General features: G+C 61.3%; 14 protein-coding genes. 8 read left to right on the forward strand and 6 right to left on the reverse strand.

Features of this window, described 5'->3' with window-relative positions:
• Positions 1 to 11 precede the first annotated feature (11 nt).
• Both GRI58_RS12565 and GRI58_RS12570 read left to right on the forward strand, forming a co-directional pair.
• Positions 12 to 1,265 carry a putative DNA modification/repair radical SAM protein gene (locus tag GRI58_RS12565; protein ID WP_160753955.1) on the forward strand — a complete coding sequence of 418 codons (1,254 nt, stop codon included), beginning with the start codon at positions 12 to 14 and terminating at the stop codon, positions 1,263 to 1,265.
• Positions 1,262 to 2,695 carry a UdgX family uracil-DNA binding protein gene (locus tag GRI58_RS12570; RefSeq protein WP_160753956.1) on the forward strand — a complete coding sequence of 478 codons (1,434 nt, stop codon included), beginning with the start codon at positions 1,262 to 1,264 and terminating at the stop codon, positions 2,693 to 2,695. The genes GRI58_RS12565 and GRI58_RS12570 overlap by 4 nt, the downstream gene beginning before the upstream one ends.
• A 410-nt stretch (positions 2,696 to 3,105) precedes the next feature.
• Here the strand turns inward: GRI58_RS12570 and GRI58_RS12575 are convergent, their stop codons facing one another.
• Positions 3,106 to 3,642 carry a group I truncated hemoglobin gene (locus tag GRI58_RS12575; RefSeq protein ID WP_160753957.1) on the reverse strand — a complete coding sequence of 179 codons (537 nt, stop codon included), beginning with the start codon at positions 3,640 to 3,642 and terminating at the stop codon, positions 3,106 to 3,108.
• Between the two features lie 10 nt (positions 3,643 to 3,652).
• Positions 3,653 to 4,528, reverse strand: a complete 876-nt coding sequence (locus tag GRI58_RS12580; RefSeq protein WP_160753958.1) for a DUF3034 family protein — start codon at positions 4,526 to 4,528, stop codon at positions 3,653 to 3,655.
• Between the two features lie 88 nt (positions 4,529 to 4,616).
• Between GRI58_RS12580 and GRI58_RS12585 the strand changes: the two genes are divergently transcribed.
• The 6 genes from GRI58_RS12585 to GRI58_RS12610 all read left to right on the forward strand — a co-directional run bounded on the left by GRI58_RS12585 (position 4,617) and on the right by GRI58_RS12610 (position 10,609).
• A complete protein-coding gene (locus GRI58_RS12585) occupies positions 4,617 to 5,246 on the forward strand; it encodes a cupredoxin domain-containing protein (RefSeq protein WP_237452293.1) in 630 nt (209 codons plus the stop codon).
• On the forward strand, positions 5,243 to 7,552 hold the full coding sequence (locus GRI58_RS12590; RefSeq protein ID WP_160753959.1) for a putative bifunctional diguanylate cyclase/phosphodiesterase: 2,310 nt from the start codon (positions 5,243 to 5,245) through the stop codon (positions 7,550 to 7,552). Before GRI58_RS12585 ends, GRI58_RS12590 begins: the two co-directional genes overlap by 4 nt.
• An 88-nt stretch (positions 7,553 to 7,640) precedes the next feature.
• Positions 7,641 to 8,789: a M20 aminoacylase family protein gene (locus GRI58_RS12595; RefSeq protein WP_160753960.1), complete on the forward strand. Its 1,149-nt coding sequence runs from the start codon at positions 7,641 to 7,643 to the stop codon at positions 8,787 to 8,789.
• An 82-nt stretch (positions 8,790 to 8,871) separates the two neighbouring features.
• Positions 8,872 to 9,144, forward strand: a complete 273-nt coding sequence (locus GRI58_RS12600) for a metal-sensitive transcriptional regulator (RefSeq protein WP_419957048.1) — start codon at positions 8,872 to 8,874, stop codon at positions 9,142 to 9,144.
• Positions 9,141 to 9,902, forward strand: a complete 762-nt coding sequence (locus tag GRI58_RS12605) for a glutaredoxin family protein (protein ID WP_237452294.1) — start codon at positions 9,141 to 9,143, stop codon at positions 9,900 to 9,902. Before GRI58_RS12600 ends, GRI58_RS12605 begins: the two co-directional genes overlap by 4 nt.
• Positions 9,899 to 10,609 (forward strand): DUF4396 domain-containing protein, encoded by a 711-nt coding sequence (locus tag GRI58_RS12610; protein ID WP_160753962.1) that lies wholly within the window; start codon positions 9,899 to 9,901, stop codon positions 10,607 to 10,609. Before GRI58_RS12605 ends, GRI58_RS12610 begins: the two co-directional genes overlap by 4 nt.
• 3 nt (positions 10,610 to 10,612) lie before the next feature.
• Here GRI58_RS12610 and GRI58_RS12615 read toward each other — a convergent pair whose 3' ends face one another.
• From GRI58_RS12615 to cysD, 4 genes are all read right to left on the reverse strand, one after another.
• Positions 10,613 to 13,945 (reverse strand): trifunctional glycoside hydrolase family 18/polysaccharide deacetylase/glycosyltransferase family 2 protein, encoded by a 3,333-nt coding sequence (locus GRI58_RS12615; RefSeq protein WP_419957049.1) that lies wholly within the window; start codon positions 13,943 to 13,945, stop codon positions 10,613 to 10,615.
• Between the two features lie 92 nt (positions 13,946 to 14,037).
• Positions 14,038 to 14,799, reverse strand: coding sequence for a 3'(2'),5'-bisphosphate nucleotidase CysQ (locus GRI58_RS12620; protein ID WP_237452295.1), 762 nt, complete (start codon positions 14,797 to 14,799; stop codon positions 14,038 to 14,040).
• Between the two features lie 23 nt (positions 14,800 to 14,822).
• The gene (gene cysN / locus GRI58_RS12625; protein ID WP_160753963.1) at positions 14,823 to 16,667 is read right to left on the reverse strand and encodes a sulfate adenylyltransferase subunit CysN; all 1,845 of its coding nucleotides are present in this window, start codon (positions 16,665 to 16,667) and stop codon (positions 14,823 to 14,825) included.
• Positions 16,667 to 17,578, reverse strand: coding sequence for a sulfate adenylyltransferase subunit CysD (cysD, locus tag GRI58_RS12630; RefSeq protein ID WP_160753964.1), 912 nt, complete (start codon positions 17,576 to 17,578; stop codon positions 16,667 to 16,669). The genes cysN and cysD overlap by 1 nt, the downstream gene beginning before the upstream one ends.
• Positions 17,579 to 17,685 lie beyond the last annotated feature (107 nt).

The raw sequence follows: 17,685 nt of genomic DNA on the forward strand, positions 1-17,685 counted from the left end.
GAACGAAGGAGATGCAAGTGGCACATAAACCCGTTCTTGAAAGGCTGAAAATCCTGGCGGACGCCGCCAAATATGATGCCTCCTGCGCCTCTTCGGGCACGGCAAAACGCGATAGCCAAAACGGCAAGGGTATTGGTAGCACCGAAGGAATGGGCATCTGCCATGCTTACGCTCCAGACGGACGCTGCATTTCGCTGCTGAAGCTGCTGCTGACCAACCATTGCGTGTTCGACTGCCATTATTGTGTGAACCGTAAGAGCTCAAACGTAGAGCGGGCGCGATTTGCGCCGCAGGAAGTCGCTGACCTCACGCTTGCCTTCTACAAGCGCAATTATATCGAGGGGCTGTTTCTGTCTTCCGGTATTATCAGGAACAGCGACCATACGATGGAGCAGTTGGTCGAAACGGCGCGCATCCTTCGTAAGGAGCACGATTTTCGCGGCTATATTCACCTCAAGACTATTCCCGACGCTGACCCTGGAATCGTCCGGCAGGCGGGGCTTTATGCCGATCGCGTCTCAATCAATGTCGAATTGCCGACCGAGGCAGGGCTGAACCGCCTTGCGCCGGACAAGGATGCGGGCGTGATCGACGGCGCGATGAACACGATGAAGCAGGCCATCGTCGAAGCGAAGGATGCGAGGAAACGGTTTCGCCATGCGCCGCGATATGCTCCTGCGGGCCAATCCACTCAGATGATCGTGGGCGCTGATGGTGCGAATGATGCCGAAATCGTCAATCGTGCGAGCACCCTTTACGGCCAGCACCGCTTGCGCCGGGTGTATTACTCCGCCTTCAGCCCCATTCCTGATGCCAGCGCGGTTCTTCCGCTCAAACGACCGCCATTGATCCGCGAGCATAGGCTCTATCAATCGGACTGGCTGATACGTTTTTACGGGTTTTCGTCGGCAGAAGTGGCGCAGGCAGCGGATCATCATGGCATGCTCCCGCTCGATATCGATCCGAAGCTCGCTTGGGCATTGAAATTTCGAGAACATTTCCCTGTGGATCTGAACCGTGCGCCGAAAGAGGCGCTACTGCGCGTGCCTGGGTTGGGGACGCGAGGTGTGGCGCAGATTTTGAGTGCGCGACGGCATCGGGTGCTGCGGCTCGACGATGTTGCGAAGCTGACCGTGTCAGTCGCAAAGATTAAGCCCTTTGTGGTGGCTGCGGATTGGCGACCGGTGCTGTTCACCGACCGGGCCGATCTGAAAAACATTGTCGCGCCGGATTGCAACCGTCAGCTGGAACTGTTTGCTGCATGACTGTGCAGCAACATGTCATGCTGGACGGCTGTCACGTCCTGCCGATGTCAGCGCCCGACGATTTTGCCGAATGGCGCGACCATGCCCGCCAATTGGTCATGGCCGGAGTCTTGCCTGACCTTATCGTCTGGACCGAGCCGGGTGGGGAGAGCGCGGATTTGTTCAGCCACGGCGATCGCAGCTTGCCAATTACCGACAGTCACGGCCTGCAGCCACGCGTTCCGCGCCGTTTTATAGAAATCGCGAAGGCCGCCGTCATGCATTGCGATCCAGAACGGTTCGGCTTGCTCTATCGCGTCTTGTGGCGTTTGCAGTCAAAGCCTCGGTTGATGGAGGATGCCGCAGATCCCGACGTGCGTGCCTTGGTGGACATGGCCCGCACCGTGCGCCGCGACATTCACAAGATGCGCGCTTTTTTGCGCTTTCGTGAAGTGGAACGGGATGATGAGGGCGAATATTTTGTCGCATGGTTCGAACCGTTTCATCATATCCTGCGACATAATGCGGGGTTCTTCGTCCGCCGCTTTGTCAATATGCGGTGGTCGATCCTGACCCCGCGCGGCAGCTTGCACTGGGATGGAGAGCGCTTGCGTGAGGGACCAGCGGCCACCAAGGTCGATGCGCCGAACGGCGACCCGATGGAAGAGCTGTGGCGAGGGTACTACGCCTCGATCTTCAATCCCGCGCGTTTGAAAACCCGGGCGATGCTGAGCGAAATGCCACGCAAATACTGGAAGAATATGCCCGAGGCCCAGCTTATCCCCCAACTGATCGCGGGCGCTCAGGCACGCGAAGTGGCGATGGTCAAAGCAGGTGCAATGGAAGATGCCGAACGTCCCGGGACGCTGGAGGCCGTGGCCGACGCGATTGAGACTTGCGCGCGGTGCCCGATTGCCGAACTTCATACGCATGCGGTGCCAGGTGAAGGGCCGGTCCATGCTCGGTTGATGATAGTGGGTGAACAGCCGGGCGATCAGGAGGATTGGCAGCGCCGTGTTTTCGTCGGCCCTGCCGGTCAATTGCTGAACGTCCATCTCGCCAGGGCCGGAATCGATCGGAGTGCAGCCTATGTTACCAATGCGGTGAAGCACTTTAAATTCGTTCAGCGCGGCAAGCGCCGCCTCCACCAGAACCCGTCAGCGAGGGAGATCGATACGTGTCGCTGGTGGATAGAGAGCGAGCGCGCCATCGTGCGGCCGAAGCTGGTGCTGGCGATGGGCGCAAGCGCAGCGCGGAGCGTTCTGGGCAGGACGGTGTCGATCGGCAAAACCCGCGGTCGTCCCATCCCCTTGGAGGATGGAAGCGAACTGTGGGTGACAGCGCACCCATCCTATCTGCTACGTTTGGAAGGTGCCGGGCGCGAGAAACAGATGAGGCTTTTCGATGCTGATCTGGCCGCCGCGGCTGCACGTCTGTCCGAACTAGCGTGACGCCGAATGCCGCCCCGAAATCCCGCCCCTTGTGGTATATTGGCGGGCGCAGGCAGGAGTTTTTCGTGGCTCGGCCATCGGTTCATGTTTTGGAGCATCGGCGAATTGAGCGAGATCGTCCGGTAGCTGCTCGAACCAGCGTCGATCGAGAGCGTAAAAGATCAGTAGTCCCTCGTAACGGGTCGCGACGAGAGACGCTCGCCGCAACCAGTGGGAAGCAGGTCGATCATCCGCAGCTGAGCGAACGCTCTGGGCCATCGAAGCCTCAGCCGATAAAGTCGGAGCGGACGATCCGGTGCTTATCCCTATACTCAATGCAATGAGCGCAGATTTTTGCCGAAACGGCGATCTGGTGCCCGCGGGGCATTGCGCTGATGTGTCTTATCTGAACTTGAGCCGGCGCACTGCTGCTATCGCGTGATGACGTCCTTTGACATCGGTGCAAGCTTCGCCAGAAAACGGTTCTGCGCTGCGAACGGGATCTTCTGTTCGCGCATCGCCTGCTGGAGGTTTTCGACCAGCGCGTTGAGGTCCGCCTTGCGCAGGCCCATCTGCGCGTGCGTCGTTTTCATATCGCGTCCGGTATAGTCGCATCCGGCATTGAGCAGGTAACAGAACTGTTCGAACAGCGTGCGCTTCAGACGGACCATGTCATGCGATACGAAAATCGCCGAAATGCGCGGATCGGCTTCCGACAATTCGACAGTGCGTTCAGCAATGCGGCGGATGCCGGATTTGCCGCCGAATTGCCGCACCAGCGATGCTCCACTGACCGGAGAGGCACCGGCGTTGGCATTGCTCTGCGTGTATGGATCGACAGGAATTTCGCCGGTCTTGGGATCGCGGACCTTTTCCTCGACACCGAACTGCTTGTCCCAGTCGATTCCCTGTGCGGGCGCCTGTTGAGCGATCAGCGTGACAGCGGCGGCGGCGGCAAGCAGGAACATCCAATTATCCTCAGAAGGCGAGCTGGGCGGACAGGAAAGCACCGCGCTGGTCGTTGAAAGTGGCGATCGAGCCGAGATCGACATAAGCGGCGGTCACCGTCACATTGTCGGACAGCGCGTAAGCGCCGAAAAGGTCGAACCAATTGGTTTCACCGAGGCCGAGATTGTTCGGCTTGGTGCGAAATTCTCCGCCGATCACTGCGCGGCGCGACAGCTGATAACCGAGCGATCCTTCAAACTGGAGCGAATACCCCGCACCCGCCGCGCTGCCGAAGCCCAGCAATCCGTTCTGGTTGGCCTTGGTCAGGCGCAATGTCGTGTCGACCAGCAGGCTACGCGCAAGGATCAGTTTGGTCGCGCTCAGCGTGAAATCGGTGCCATCGCTTTGGGCGGCATTCACCGCGAGCGCGATCGGTCGGTCGAGATTATGCTTGTATTCGATGCCCGCGCTGACTTGCGGCAGCAGCGAATTGCCATAAACAAGGTCGCCGAACAGGCGCAGTTTCGCGCCGTAAACATCCTGATTGAGCTTGTAACCTTGCCCTATGCCGAGCGCCGCGCCGACATCGCGCGTGTCGAAATTCTGCCGCGCATAGGACAGCTCGATCCGGTTGCCGATCCCGATGGATACACCGTGACTCTCCCATCCATAGTCGGGTAACGCGATCACGGTGACATGCGTAGACACGCCGATGCTGCGATCGGTTTCGCGTCCGGCGATGGTCGCCCATGTTGCCATGCCGCCACCGCTGGTTCCCTCGATAGTGGTGACGCCATTTGTCAGCAGCAGTTTGTTGCCCGGAAAGGATTTCCCATCGTCGGCGCAAGCTGGCGAGGCAAGCGCAAGGGTCATCAGACCCGCGGTCAGAAGCATCGTCTTGTTCATCGCTCGAAATGCTTATCCGCGCGACGGTAAAAATCGAATTAAGCTTAATCGACGAAATTATTAAGACTTGGTTCTTATCCGAGTCCGCATGATTCACAAGCATCGATCCTTCGTCATCGTAGCCTTTCTTTCGCTCTTTCTGGGCGTATGGACCACTGTTGCCCATGCCGCGCCGGATGCGCGATTGCGCGTTCAGGTGGTCGACCAGAAAGGCGCGCCTGTGCGCGATGCCGTTATCGAAGTAATGCCCGCAGGCGGATGGTCGGGTCCGATCCGTTTTCCATGGTCGATGGCGATGGCGCAAAGGAACCAGCAGTTCGTTCCCCATACGCTGATTGTTGCGAAAGGCAGCACGGTGGCGTTTCCCAACCTCGATCAGGTGCGCCATTCAATCTACAGCTTTTCGAAGGCGGCGCGTTTTACCATCGATCTCTATGGCCGAGAGCAGAACCGCACCCAGAAGTTTCCGATTGCCGGAACCGTGGCGCTGGGTTGTAACATCCATGACCAGATGCGCGGCTATATCCGGGTGGTCGAAACTCCCTTCGCGGACAAGTCCGATGGTAACGGCATGGTGCGGCTGAGTGGTATTCCTGCTGGTACGGCGACGATGACGGTCTGGCATCCGCGCCTGCGCGCACCGGACAATGTCCTGACTCAGAAGGTGGCATTGTCGAGCGGCGAAAACGCTCAGAAACTTGTGATTTCGCTCCGATGATTGCCCCGCTAACGAAGCTCGTATCGCTGCGCTTCGGTTCGCTAAAGCTGCGGATCGCTGTGCTCTATGCCGGGTTGTTTGCGGTGGTGCTGACAGCGATCGTAGTCATCGCTGGCAACACCTTGTCGCATTTCGGTGAGGCCAGCGCGACGCGAGATCTCGCCGCCAACGCCCGCGTGTTTGACGAATTGCTGGAACTGCGGGCGCAGCAGATGGATCGCTCCGCTGACGTATTGGCGCATGATTTCGGCTTTCGCGAAGCCGTGGCGACGCGCAACGGCCCGACCATCGACAGCGCGCTCGACAGCCTGAAAAGCCGGTCGCGCGCAGATGCTGCTTTCGTGATCGGAATCGATGGTAATATGCTTGCTTCGGGCGATACGAGGATCCGGTCGGCGCGAGCGCTATGGAGCGCGCTCGATGCCGGCAAGACGCACGGCATGATCCGCCTCGACGGGAAATTGGCCCTTGCTGCTGCCGCTCCGATCCAGGCGCCGGACCTGATGGGGTGGCTGGTCATCGCGCAGCCGATGGACCGGGCCGAGCTCGGTCGTCTCAAGCAGCTTGCCGCAATCGACGTCAGCGCCGAGGTTGTGCCACGCGAACAATTGCCAAAGTGGCTGCGGTCCGGAAATGACGGGCAGATCATCGAACGTGGTGATGCCGAGCGCAATCTCTATCAGATTTCTGCCATCCCGGCGCTGGAAGGCGACCTTTCGCCGCGGCTGGTTCTGCGCCACTCGCTGAGTCGCTCGCTGGCCGGTTACGACCGCCTTGAAGCAGCACTGGCGTTGCTTGCGCTGGCAGCAATTGCACTGGTCATAGCGCTGAGCTGGCGCGTCGCCCGGACAGTGACCGAACCATTGCGCAAGCTGGATGAGGCCACCGGCGCCATCGGTGAAGGGCGCGAGGTGGAGATCAAGGTAGAAAGCTCCGACGAGATCGGACGCCTCGCTTCCAGCTTCAAGCGCATGGTCAGTGCGATCGAGGAGCGCGAACGGCGAATCATCCATGTCGGCCTGCACGATGGCCTGACGAACCTGCCCAACCGCAAGCTCTTCGTCGAACAGCTGGATCGCGCACTGGCACGCCTGTCCGAAGGCGAGCGATTGATGGTGGTCTATGTCGATCTCGACGATTTCAAGGTCATTAACGACACGCTTGGTCATCCAGCCGGCGACATGTTGCTGCGCCAGGTTGCCACTCACCTGCGTGAAGGGCTGCGCAATGCCGACGTCGCGCGCCTTGGCGGTGACGAATTCGCGGTCCTTATCAAGGATATCGGTTCAGCAGAATCGCTGGCTGCAACAGCGGAAAAGCTCCTCGAGTGCTTCACGCGGCCGATTGTGATCGACGGGCAGCAGATCCCGTGTTCGGCCAGCCTCGGCATCGCGATCGCGCCGGGTGACGGCACACATGGCACCACACTGATGAAACATGCCGATCTCGCGCTCTATCGGGCGAAGAGCGAAGGCAAGGCGACCTACCAGTTCTTCGAACCGAAGCTGGACGAGGAAGCGCGCCTGCGTCGCCAGACCGAGCTCGACCTGCGCCGCGCCCTGCATGAAGGCGGTTTCGAATTGCACTTCCAGCCCCTCTATAGTCTGGTCGAGGACCGGCTGAAGGGGTTCGAAGCGCTGGTTCGCTGGAACCACCCCGAACGCGGTCTGGTCAACCCCGTCGATTTCATCCCGCTGGCTGAAGAGACCGGGCTGATCATCCCGCTTGGCGAATGGATTTTGCGCGAGGCATGCTGGCAGGCATCGCAATGGCCGGAGGAGTTGTCCGTCGCCATCAATATCTCGCCCAAGCAGTTCGCGTCGGGCAATTTGGCGCAGACGATCCTCCAGGCCCTCAGCCATAGCGGGCTCGCACCCGGGCGGCTCGAACTTGAGATTACCGAGAGCATCTTCATCGCCAATGTCGAAAAGACGCTGTCCACTCTGCATGGTTTGCGCGATCTCGGCGTGCGCATTGCGCTCGACGATTTCGGTACAGGGTATTCCTCGCTCAGTTACCTGAGGTCGTTTCCGTTCGACAAGGTCAAGATCGACCGCAGCTTCGTGCAGGACCTCACGACCGAAGGAAATGCCCATGCGGTCATCCGTGCGATCACGACCCTGGCTGACGCGCTGGGTATGGAAACGCTGGCCGAGGGCGTGGAGGATGCGGGGCAGCTCGAGGTTCTGAGGCGCGAGGGGTGTCGGTATATTCAGGGCTTCCTCTACAGCCATCCGCTCAACGTCAGCGAAGTCGGTATACTGATTGATTCGAACGGGATGCAGCGCGTCACACGGCCCGCGTGACGGCAAGGCCGTTGCTCGCGGTGTGACGCGGAAAGGCGGGGGCCAGCTATCGCTTCGTGATCCTGTATCAATTTGATAGGTTGCCGGCATGACCGAGATTGCTGACCTCATTGAACCGCTGATCGCCCTGCGGCGCGACATTCACAGCCAGCCGGAACTGGGCTTCGCGGAGCATCAGACCGCTGCCACTGTTGCAAAGCTACTGCGCGAGGCAGGTCTGGAGGTGCATGAGGGTATCGGCGGGACGGGTGTCGTGGGCGTGCTGCGCGCGGGAGACGGACCGCGCACACTGGGCCTGCGCGCCGACATGGATGCGCTGCCGATCGTCGAACAGACCAACCTTGCCTGGGCGAGCAGGAATCCGGGATGCTTCCATGGCTGCGGACATGACGGCCACGTCGCCATGCTGCTGGGCGCGGCGCAGGCGCTGGCGCGCGATCCGCGCTTTTCCGGTACGCTCAATGTCATCTTCCAGCCCGCGGAGGAGGGGCTCGGCGGTGCGCGGGAGATGGTGGCGGATGGCCTGTTCGAGCGTTTCCCGTGCGAACGCGTCTATGCGCTCCACAACTGGCCCAGTCTGCCAGCCGGCACGATCGCCACAAGGCCGGGCGCCATCATGGGGGCGGCAGCCACGTTCCGCGTTACACTGGAGGGCAGGGGCGGTCATGCTGCCTTGCCGCAGGACACGCCTGATGCGATTCTGGCGGCCTCCGTTCTCGTCCAGCAACTCAACACGATTGTCGCGCGAGATATACTGCCGACGGCCGCCGCGGTGCTGTCGGTGACGGAGATCGCGGCAGGCCATACCCACAACGTGTTGCCCGCAGAAGCGACGGTGGGCGGTACGGTGCGCACGTTCGATCCAGAAGTGCAGGATCGCATCGAGGAGCGGATTGGCCAGATCTGTCGCGGAATCGAAATGGCTTTCCAGGTGCATGGAAATCTGAATTACATCCGCAATTACCCCGCGACCATCAACGATCCGCAAGCCGCTGCCGATGCGCTCGAAGTTTCAGCAACGGTTGCAAAGGCAGAACTGGCGCCGGACCCGGCAGCGACCTCGGAAGATTTCTCCTACATGCTGCAACAATGTCCCGGAGCATACATCTGGCTGGGGCAGGGAAGGGGGACAGATTCGCCCTCGCTCCATAACCCGCATTACGACTTCAACGACGATGTGCTCGAAACCGGTTTGCTTCTGCACATGGCATTGGCGCGCCACTGGTTGCGCGACTGACCGCAGCGGACCCGTCGCCGACTGTTGAACCTCCCGTGCGTCGGAACCATATACCCCCCTCGGGTATTAGGAGGCTATGTCGGTGACTTCGGAACGCAGCGCAACGCTCAATCGCCTCAAGCGTATCGAAGGGCAGGTGCGCGGTATTGCCGGAATGATCGAGCAGGACCGTTACTGTATGGACGTCCTGCATCAGATCCAGGCGGTAAAGGCTGCGCTGGCCAAGGTCGAGGACAGCGTTCTAGCCGATCACACCTCGAGCTGTGTGAACGAGGCAATCGCTTCGGGCGACGCGGAAGCGCAGCGTCAGAAATTCAATGAGCTGGTCGATCTGCTCGGCAGGATTAAACGATGAACGATATGAGCCAGATTTCTCACGACACCGCCAAACGGGCGACAGTCTATCGCATGGTGATGGATAAGCACACCTGCCCGTGGGGGCTGAAGACCATGCATCTGCTCAAATCGCAAGGTTACGAGATCGAGGACCATCACCTCACCACACGTGCCGAAACGGATGCGTTCAAGGAACAGCACGGGGTCAAGACGACGCCGCAGACGTTCATCGATGGCAAGCGGGTGGGCGGTTATGACGATCTGCGCCGCTTCCTCGGCAAGCCGGTCAAGGACCCCAAGGCGACGACTTACAAGCCCGTTCTGGCGATCTTCGCCATGGGCGCGGCACTGGCGCTGGCGGTCAGCTGGCTGATGAGTAGCGGACTGCTCAGCGTGATGAGCGCTGAATTGTTCATTTCCATCACCATGTGCCTGCTGGCCTTGCAGAAGCTGCGCGACGTGGATGGCTTTGCCACCATGTTTCTGGGCTATGACCTGCTGGCGAAGCGCTGGGTGCCATATGCCACTATCTATCCCTTCGCCGAAGCGCTGGCAGGCGTGCTGATGACGGCCCATGCGCTCGACTGGCTGTCGGTGCCGATCGCACTGATCATCGGCGGCATTGGCGCAGTCTCCGTGTTCTACGCGGTGTATGTCCAGAAGCGCGAGCTCAAATGCGCCTGCGTGGGCGGTAGTTCGAATGTCCCGCTCGGCTTCGTCTCCTTGACCGAAAATGTCATGATGTTCGCGATGGGAATCTGGATGCTGCTCAAATGAGCCCAGCCTTTCCGGCGTGGCTGCACCTTGTTTCCATAATCGCGGTTGGATCGGGGTTCGTATGCGCGACCACCATCGCGCTCGACGAGGTTCGTCGTCCGCAGAGAATGTGGATCATGAATCTAGTGTGGCTGCTGACCGCGCTGTTCGGTTCGGTCCTGTGGCTGGCGATCTACTATCGCTGGGGCAGAACCCCTGCCGACCCGGACGCGGACCAGGGCGACGTTTCGTTTCCGGTGATGGTCGCCAAGGGATCGAGCCATTGCGGCGCGGGTTGCACGCTGGGCGATATCATCATCGAATGGGCGGTATTCGCGTTTCCCGCGATTGCGGTATGGTTCGGCTGGCAGAGCTGGTTCGAGGACAAGATTTTTGCGATCTGGATACCCGACTTCCTGCTCGCCTTCCTGATCGGCGTGGTGTTCCAGTATTTCACCATCAAGCCAATGCGCGACCTGTCGGTCGGCGGCGGCATCTGGGCTGCGGTCAAAGCCGACACGGCCTCGATCAGCTCGTGGCAGATCGGGATGTACGGCGTGATGGCGCTGATCCAGTTCGTCTGGTTCAAGCGGGCATTCGGCGGCACGGCCGAGGTGAACACGCCCGAATTCTGGTTCGCCATGCAGCTTGCGATGCTGGGCGGCTTCGTCACCTCCTATCCGGTCAACTGGATGCTGATCCGGATCGGCTGGAAGGAAAAAATGTAGCGGTCAGGCGGTCTTCTTCTTTCCACCGCCCTGCCCATCCTGCGCCATGGCCACACGGCCGCTACGCTCCAACTTGCCCCAGCCGACGGTCCAACCTCCGATCGCCGAAGCGATGGCGCGTAGCACCACCCAGTACATCACCTGACGATAGACGATGCGCTGGGCGATCAGCAGTAATCCGGGGAAGCGCTTGTTGTGTCCGTCGAGGCGATAGGCGACCCAGCCGCAGATCATGTCGATGGCGGTGAAGGCCAGCCAGTACAGCCCCATCATGCTGACATCGCCGCTGGTCTGCGCCCAGCCATGCTGCATCACGCGCAGGACGGTGGAGATGATCGAGAGTACCAGCGCGAGATCGATCAGCGGTGATACTGCTGCAAGCACGATCTGGAACGCCCATGCCTGCGGCATCCCGATCCACGCAAGGCCCGCTGGATCGCCCTTGCGCAACACGCCGCGGTGCTTCCACAGGCACTGCAATGTCCCGAAGGCCCAGCGATAGCGCTGCTTGGCCAGCGCCTTGAAGCCTTCGGGCGCCTCGGTCCAGGCGGTGGCGCGCGGATCGTAGGTCACCGTCCAGCCGGCACGCTGGATCGCGATGGTGAGATCCTGATCTTCGGCCAGCGTATCCTCGGGATAGCCGCCAACTTCGTCGAGCGCCTTGCGACGCCATGCGCCGACTGCGCCGGGCACCACCGTCATCGCATCGAATCCCGCGAGCGCGCGACGCTCCAGATTCTGGGCGGTGATATATTCGATCGCCTGCCACCGGGTGACGAGGTTGACACGATTGCCGACCCGCGCGTCGCCCGCCACCGCACCCAATTGTGGATCGGCGAACCAGCGTGCGAGGCGCCGGATGGTGGTCGGTTCGAACTGGGTATCGGCGTCGAGCGCAATGATGATCTCGCCCTGTGCCTGAGCCATCGCGCGGTTGAGCGCGGCAGCCTTGCCACCGTTTTCGAGTGTCAGCAGCGTAACGCGCGGATCGTTCGGGAAAGCCTCTGCCACGACGCTCGAGGTGTTATCTTTCGAGCCGTCGTCCGCCACGATTACCTCGAGTGAAGGATAGTCGCTGGCGAGCACGCGCGCGACCGATGAGGCGATGACCCGCTCTTCGTTGTAGGCCGGAATGATGACGGACACCTGCGGAGTGAACGTTGGGGGGGCGGCACGGCGGCGGCGGCTTTGCCACCATGCGAGCGCTGCCATGATGATCGCCCGAGCAATCCCCATCGTGATCGCGACATAGAAGATCCACGACAGCAGCAGACCGAAACCGGCCAGCAGCAGGAAAATCGCCGCATCGATGCGCACACTGACGAGATCGCTGCCCGAGATGACCGGCATTGCCGCGCTTCTCGGGATACCGGCAAGCGCCGACGCCGGTACGAAGCGATACCCTTCAGCTCGCAGGCGATCGATGATGATCGGCAAGGCCGCGACTGTCTGCGCGCGGTCACCGCCGCCATCGTGGAGCAGGACCACATTGACCGTGCGGTCGGGGTTCGACGAATGTACCGAGTCCATTACGTTCTTGACGATCTGGTCAACGCCGGGCCGCTGCCAATCCTCGGCATCGGCGTGCAGTCCGACGATGGTGTAGCCTAGTTTCTGCGCGATCAGTGCCGGAGCGAGCTCGTCCTCGGTCGTCGGTTCGGCGTCGCCGAAATAGGGCGCGCGAAACAGTGTCAGGCGGCGACCGGTGTAGGCTTCAATTACGCGCTGCGTGGCGTTGATTTCCAGCCGTGCTTCCGCGTCAGAGGTCTTGGCGAGGTTGGGGTGGGTGTAGGTGTGGTTTCCGATTTCACTGCCATCATCGACGATGCGGTTGACGATTTCGGGATGGGCAAGCGCGTTCTCGCCGATCATGAAAAACGTGCCCGGGACGTGCTTGCGTTCCAGCACGTCGAGAATCTGCGGCGTCCAAGTTCCATCCGGACCATCATCGAACGTCAGCGCGATGGCCTTGGGATCGGCGCTGCCGGTCCGTTGCACCACGGTGGGGGTGGGCAAAGAATGGAATTGTTCGTTACCGATCAGCCCATCGCGCTCGAAGCTGATGGAGCGCTGGCCGTCGGTTGGCGTGGAGGTGATCCTGAGAATCTCGCCGGACCCTTCGACATCGCTGTTGAGCACCTCCTGGAGCTTGGACAGATCAGGCTTCCCGCCTTGTCGAAATGCCTTGAGCGACGACCAGAAGCCCGGGTCTTCGGTCCCCAGTCGCCAGAGCGCGATATCGTCGATGCCAAGCCGCTTGAGCGCCTGCATCTCGTTCCATGCAGTCGCGGCGTCGAGCATCCACACGGTGTGCGCTCCGTCATCGTCGGTGAAGGCGAAGCCGGGATTGCCGCTTTGCTTGTCGAAGGTGATCGGCGCATCATTGTCGTGCGCTTCGAGCCAAGCCTCTTCGACCGAGAGCCCGTCGGCGCTCTGACCGTGCCAGTCATAGGCGTAATTGCCCAGTGCCACGATCAGCTTGTCATCGCCGACTTTGGCGCGAGCCTGCTCGACCTGCTGGACGAACCAGTCCTGCGCTGCGATCGGCCCAGGCTCGCCGCCGGACCAATGCTGATCGTAAGCCATCAGGATCACGTGGTCGGCCACTTTGCCGAATGCCGCCAGCGGCCAGTCCGGATCGCCCGCAGGGACTGTGAGAGCGATCTGGCTTCCGGCAGGCAGTTCGCTGCGCAACAGCGGGATGAACGTCAAGTAGTCGCGGATCGACGCCTGCGGTAGCGATTCGAGGTCCAGCACCAGACCACCTGCATGGGCGTTGGCGACCATGGCGGCGAGCTTCTTCGCAAACCAGACGCGGCTTAGCGGCTGGTGCAGGAGCGAGGCAGTGCCCTTCCCGTCCCATTGCCCATTGTGAGCATTCTGGACCATCGGCATCACCAGGGGTGGATGCCCAGTGTTGGCCAGCAAGCGGTCGAAATTGGTGTCACCCAATACGGAAAACTGGTGCTGCGGCCCGACTACGGTCGCATCGAGTGGGACCACCCAGTCCAAGTTCTGGATGTTACGCCTCAGGGAAGAGATCGAAGCTTCGTCGTCAGGCACATAAAAACCGACGTTGAGCGGCGTGTTGGATGACTTAGCCTTGCGTGCCGGCAACCACGAATGATGCCGTGGAGCACCATGCCGCGTTTCCGGCAGGAAGGCGCGGGCATGGCCGTGTGGCAGGAACGGCGTCATTACCGAGCCTTGCGGAACATGCGCAACAGATGTCGCCAACGCCGCCGCGGCCAGCAGAATGGCGATTAGCACGAAGCCCAGCACACGCTTCGACCACAGACTACGCCGACCGGAAGGATCGTAGAAAATATTCGCCATCAGATTTCAATGCCAGGAAAAGGGCAATGCCTGATGCAATCCCCTCGTGCCCTAATTAGCGAGGCAATTGTGTTCCCAGCGTGATGGCGGGGTTAAACTTCGGTAACGGCCCGCACCGCTGACAAGATGGTTTCATGCAGCTCGGGACGGCAGATGACCAGATCGGGCAACGCGACATTCGCGCAATTGTACCGCAGCGGCGACCCGTCCAGACGCGTGCAGGTCAGGCCATGGGCAATGGCTACGGCCACCGGGGCGCAACTGTCCCACTCGTATTGGCCGCCCGAATGGACATAGGCCTCTGCTTCGCCGCGCAGCACCGCCATCGCCTTGGCCCCGGCCGAGCCCATTGGCACGAGCTGCCCGTCCAGGGCCTGCGCCACCGCTTCGGCTTCGGGTGGAGGGCGGGTACGGCTCACGACGATCCGCGGCGGCGATGCGGCGGCCGGCAAGGCCGAGGGCTCGTCCGAACGCAGCACAAGGCCGCCATCGCAATCCGGCAAAGCAACCGCACCAACCGTGGCGACACCGTCGATCGCCAGCGCGACATGAACCGCCCAGTCTTTGCGGCCCTCGCTGTATTCGCGCGTCCCGTCGAGCGGATCGACGATCCACACACGGTTTGCGCTGGTCCGGCCCGGAGTGGCGCGGCTCTCCTCGCACAGCACCGCATCCTCGCTGCGCAATGTTTTCAGGGTGGACATCAGGAAACTGTCGGCGGTCCGGTCGCCGGCTGTGCCCAGCGGCTTACCTGACAGTAGGCCGGATGCGCGCAGGTAGATCAGGATTTGCCCTGCGGTTTCCGCCAGCCTGGCAGCCAGTTCGGCATCGGTCATGGCGCGTTCCCCTGTCATTTGCGCGTGAGTATCCCCGTCGCTCACTTTAACGGCAGGATCGCGCGGATGATATGCTCGGCTGCCTCGTCAACGCTCATTTCGACGGTATTGACGGAAATCTCCGGATCGAGCGGCGGCTCATACGGACTGTCGATCCCGGTGAAGTTCTTCAGCTTGCCCGCGCGGGCTTTCTGGTAAAGCCCTTTCACGTCGCGCGCTTCGGCAACTTCGAGCGGCGTATCGACATGGATCTCGATGAATTCGCCCTCGGGCAGCATGGCACGGACCATGTCGCGCTCGGCGCGGAACGGGCTGATGAAAGCGGTCAACACGATCAGCCCGGCATCCGCCATAAGCTTCGCCACCTCGCCGATACGGCGAATGTTCTCGGCCCGGTCGGCCTCGGTGAAGCCGAGATCGCGGTTGAGCCCGTGGCGGATATTGTCGCCATCGAGCAGGAATGTGTGACGGTTCATCAGGGCGAGCCGCATTTCCACCGCATTGGCGATGGTCGACTTGCCCGAACCGGAGAGGCCGGTGAACCACAGTATGCGCGGCGTCTGGTTCTTCATCTGGGCACGCTCGGCCCGCGTGATGTCGGTCGGCTGCCAATGGACGTTCTGCGCCCGCCGCAAGGCAAAATGCAGCATCCCGGCGGCGACAGTGGCATTGGTATGGCGATCAATCAGGATGAACCCGCCCAGCGCCCGGTTTTCGGCATAGGGCTCGAACACGATCCGCCGGTCGGCATGAATCTCGGCCACACCGATCTCGTTGAGCTCCAGCGTCTTGGCGGCCATCTGGTCGAGCGTGTTGATATCGACGCGGTGTTTAGGCTGGCGCACACTGACCGGCACACTCTGTGCGCCGAGCTTCAGCAGATAGGAACGATTGACCTGTAGGGGCGCATCGTCGAGCCACACCAGCGTTGCCTCGAACTGGTCGGCGGCCTGCGGCGGGGCAGCGGCGGTCGCGATCACATCGCCGCGCGAGCAATCGATCTCATCCGTGAGCACCAGCGTGACCGATTGTCCCGCCTGCGCGCGCGCCAGCGGGCCATCAAAACTCTCGATCCGTGCGATGCCGCTTTCACGCCCGGATGGCAGGATGCGCACGGCATCGCCGGGCTCCACCGTACCCCTGGCGATCAGGCCGGAGAAGCCACGGAAATCGAGATTGGGACGGTTCACCAGCTGCACCGGCATCCGGAAGGGCTGTTGGGCCAGACGGCTGGTGTTTACCTCGATGCCTTCAAGCGCCTCGATCAATGTCGGGCCACGAAACCAGTCCATGCTGGTCGATTGTTGGGCGATATTATCGCCCTCGATCCCCGACACCGGAATGGCAGTCACGCGCTTCAACCCAAGTGTCGAAGCAAACTCCTGATAAGCGCCGACGATATCGTCGAATGCCCTTTGCGACCAATCGACCAGATCCATCTTGGTCACAGCCAGGATCACATCCTCGATCCCCAGCAAGTGGCACAGAAAGCTGTGCCGCCGGGTCTGGCGCAGCACGCCCTTTCGCGCATCGATCAGGATTACTGCAGCGTCAGCAGTCGATGCACCAGTGACCATATTGCGGGTATATTGCTCATGCCCCGGGCAATCGGCGACGATGAACTTGCGGTTCTCGGTAGCGAAGAAGCGATAGGCGACATCGATGGTGATGCCCTGTTCACGCTCGGCGGAAAGACCGTCGACAAGCAACGCAAAGTCAGGCTTTTCGCCCTGTGTGCCAACGCGGCGACTATCGGCATCGAGCGCGTCGAGCTGGTCGGTGTGCAGCGCCTTGCTGTCGTAGAGCAAGCGCCCGATCAGCGTCGATTTGCCATCGTCGACGCTGCCACAGGTGATGAAACGCAGGAGGGAACTTTGGCCGGTCATCAGAAATAGCCCTCGCGCTTTTTCTTCTCCATCGACCCTTCGCCGTCGTCGCGGTCGATAACACGCCCGGCGCGCTCCGAACCGGTCGCGGCGAGCGTTTCGCGCACGACATCGTCCAGCGTTGCCGATTCGCTCTCCACCGCCGCGGTCAGGGGGAAACAGCCGAGCGTGCGGAACCGGATGGTGCGGGTGGTGATGTCCGGGCGATGCCCCAACACGCGTTCGAGCCGCTCGATATCGTCGGCCATGAAGATTGCGCCTTCATGCTCATAGGTCGGGCGGGGTGCGGCGAGATAAAGCGGGACGATCTGGATCCCTTCGGCAAGGATGTATTCCCAGATGTCCGCCTCGGTCCAGTTGGACAGCGGGAACACGCGGATACTTTCACCCTTGGCCTTGCGGGTGTTATAGAGATTCCACAGCTCGGGCCGCTGGTTCTTCGGGTCCCACCCGTGGCTGGCATTGCGGAAGGAAAACACGCGTTCCTTGGCGCGGCTTTTCTCCTCGTCGCGCCGCGCGCCGCCAAATGCCGCGTCGAACCCGTGGTGGTCGAGCGCCTGCCTCAGCCCTTGTGTCTTCCACATGTCGGTGTGCAGCGCGCCATGGTCGAACGGGTTGATGCCCTGCGCTTCGGCTTCCGGGTTGCGATGGACCAGCAGTTCCATCCCGGCATCGCGCGCGGCCCTATCGCGCAGTGCGTACATGTCCTTGAACTTCCAGGTCGTATCGACGTGCAGCAGGGGGAAGGGCGGCGGCGCGGGATAGAAGGCCTTGCGCGCCAGATGCAGCATCACTGCGCTGTCCTTGCCCACCGAATAAAGCATCACGGGATGCTCGGTCTCAGCGACCACTTCGCGCATGATGTGGATGCTCTCGGCTTCCAGCCGCTGGAGATGGGTAAGCTCTTTCATGGTCAGATTGCGAGCTAGGGGGCATGGCCTTGTCCGAAAAGAAAGATTTGGTTGCCACTTGCCAAGGGTGCCGCGTGCGGGCCATGCGAGGGCCAAACAAATTTGGG

Origin of the sequence: Qipengyuania algicida (genome assembly GCF_009828025.1) — a bacterium.
Lineage (GTDB): Bacteria > Pseudomonadota > Alphaproteobacteria > Sphingomonadales > Sphingomonadaceae > Qipengyuania > Qipengyuania algicida.

Coding starts and splice junctions, on each gene's coding strand:
- GRI58_RS12565 (WP_160753955.1), top strand. CDS start 12: ATGCAAGTGGCACATAAACCCGTTCTTGAAAGGCTGAAAATCCTGGCG.
- GRI58_RS12570 (WP_160753956.1), top strand. CDS start 1,262: ATGACTGTGCAGCAACATGTCATGCTGGACGGCTGTCACGTCCTGCCG.
- GRI58_RS12575 (WP_160753957.1), bottom strand. CDS start 3,642: ATGTTCCTGCTTGCCGCCGCCGCCGCTGTCACGCTGATCGCTCAACAG.
- GRI58_RS12580 (WP_160753958.1), bottom strand. CDS start 4,528: ATGAACAAGACGATGCTTCTGACCGCGGGTCTGATGACCCTTGCGCTT.
- GRI58_RS12585 (WP_237452293.1), top strand. CDS start 4,617: ATGATTCACAAGCATCGATCCTTCGTCATCGTAGCCTTTCTTTCGCTC.
- GRI58_RS12590 (WP_160753959.1), top strand. CDS start 5,243: ATGATTGCCCCGCTAACGAAGCTCGTATCGCTGCGCTTCGGTTCGCTA.
- GRI58_RS12595 (WP_160753960.1), top strand. CDS start 7,641: ATGACCGAGATTGCTGACCTCATTGAACCGCTGATCGCCCTGCGGCGC.
- GRI58_RS12605 (WP_237452294.1), top strand. CDS start 9,141: ATGAACGATATGAGCCAGATTTCTCACGACACCGCCAAACGGGCGACA.
- GRI58_RS12610 (WP_160753962.1), top strand. CDS start 9,899: ATGAGCCCAGCCTTTCCGGCGTGGCTGCACCTTGTTTCCATAATCGCG.
- GRI58_RS12615 (WP_419957049.1), bottom strand. CDS start 13,945: ATGGCGAATATTTTCTACGATCCTTCCGGTCGGCGTAGTCTGTGGTCG.
- GRI58_RS12620 (WP_237452295.1), bottom strand. CDS start 14,799: ATGACAGGGGAACGCGCCATGACCGATGCCGAACTGGCTGCCAGGCTG.
- cysN (WP_160753963.1), bottom strand. CDS start 16,667: ATGACCGGCCAAAGTTCCCTCCTGCGTTTCATCACCTGTGGCAGCGTC.
- cysD (WP_160753964.1), bottom strand. CDS start 17,578: ATGAAAGAGCTTACCCATCTCCAGCGGCTGGAAGCCGAGAGCATCCAC.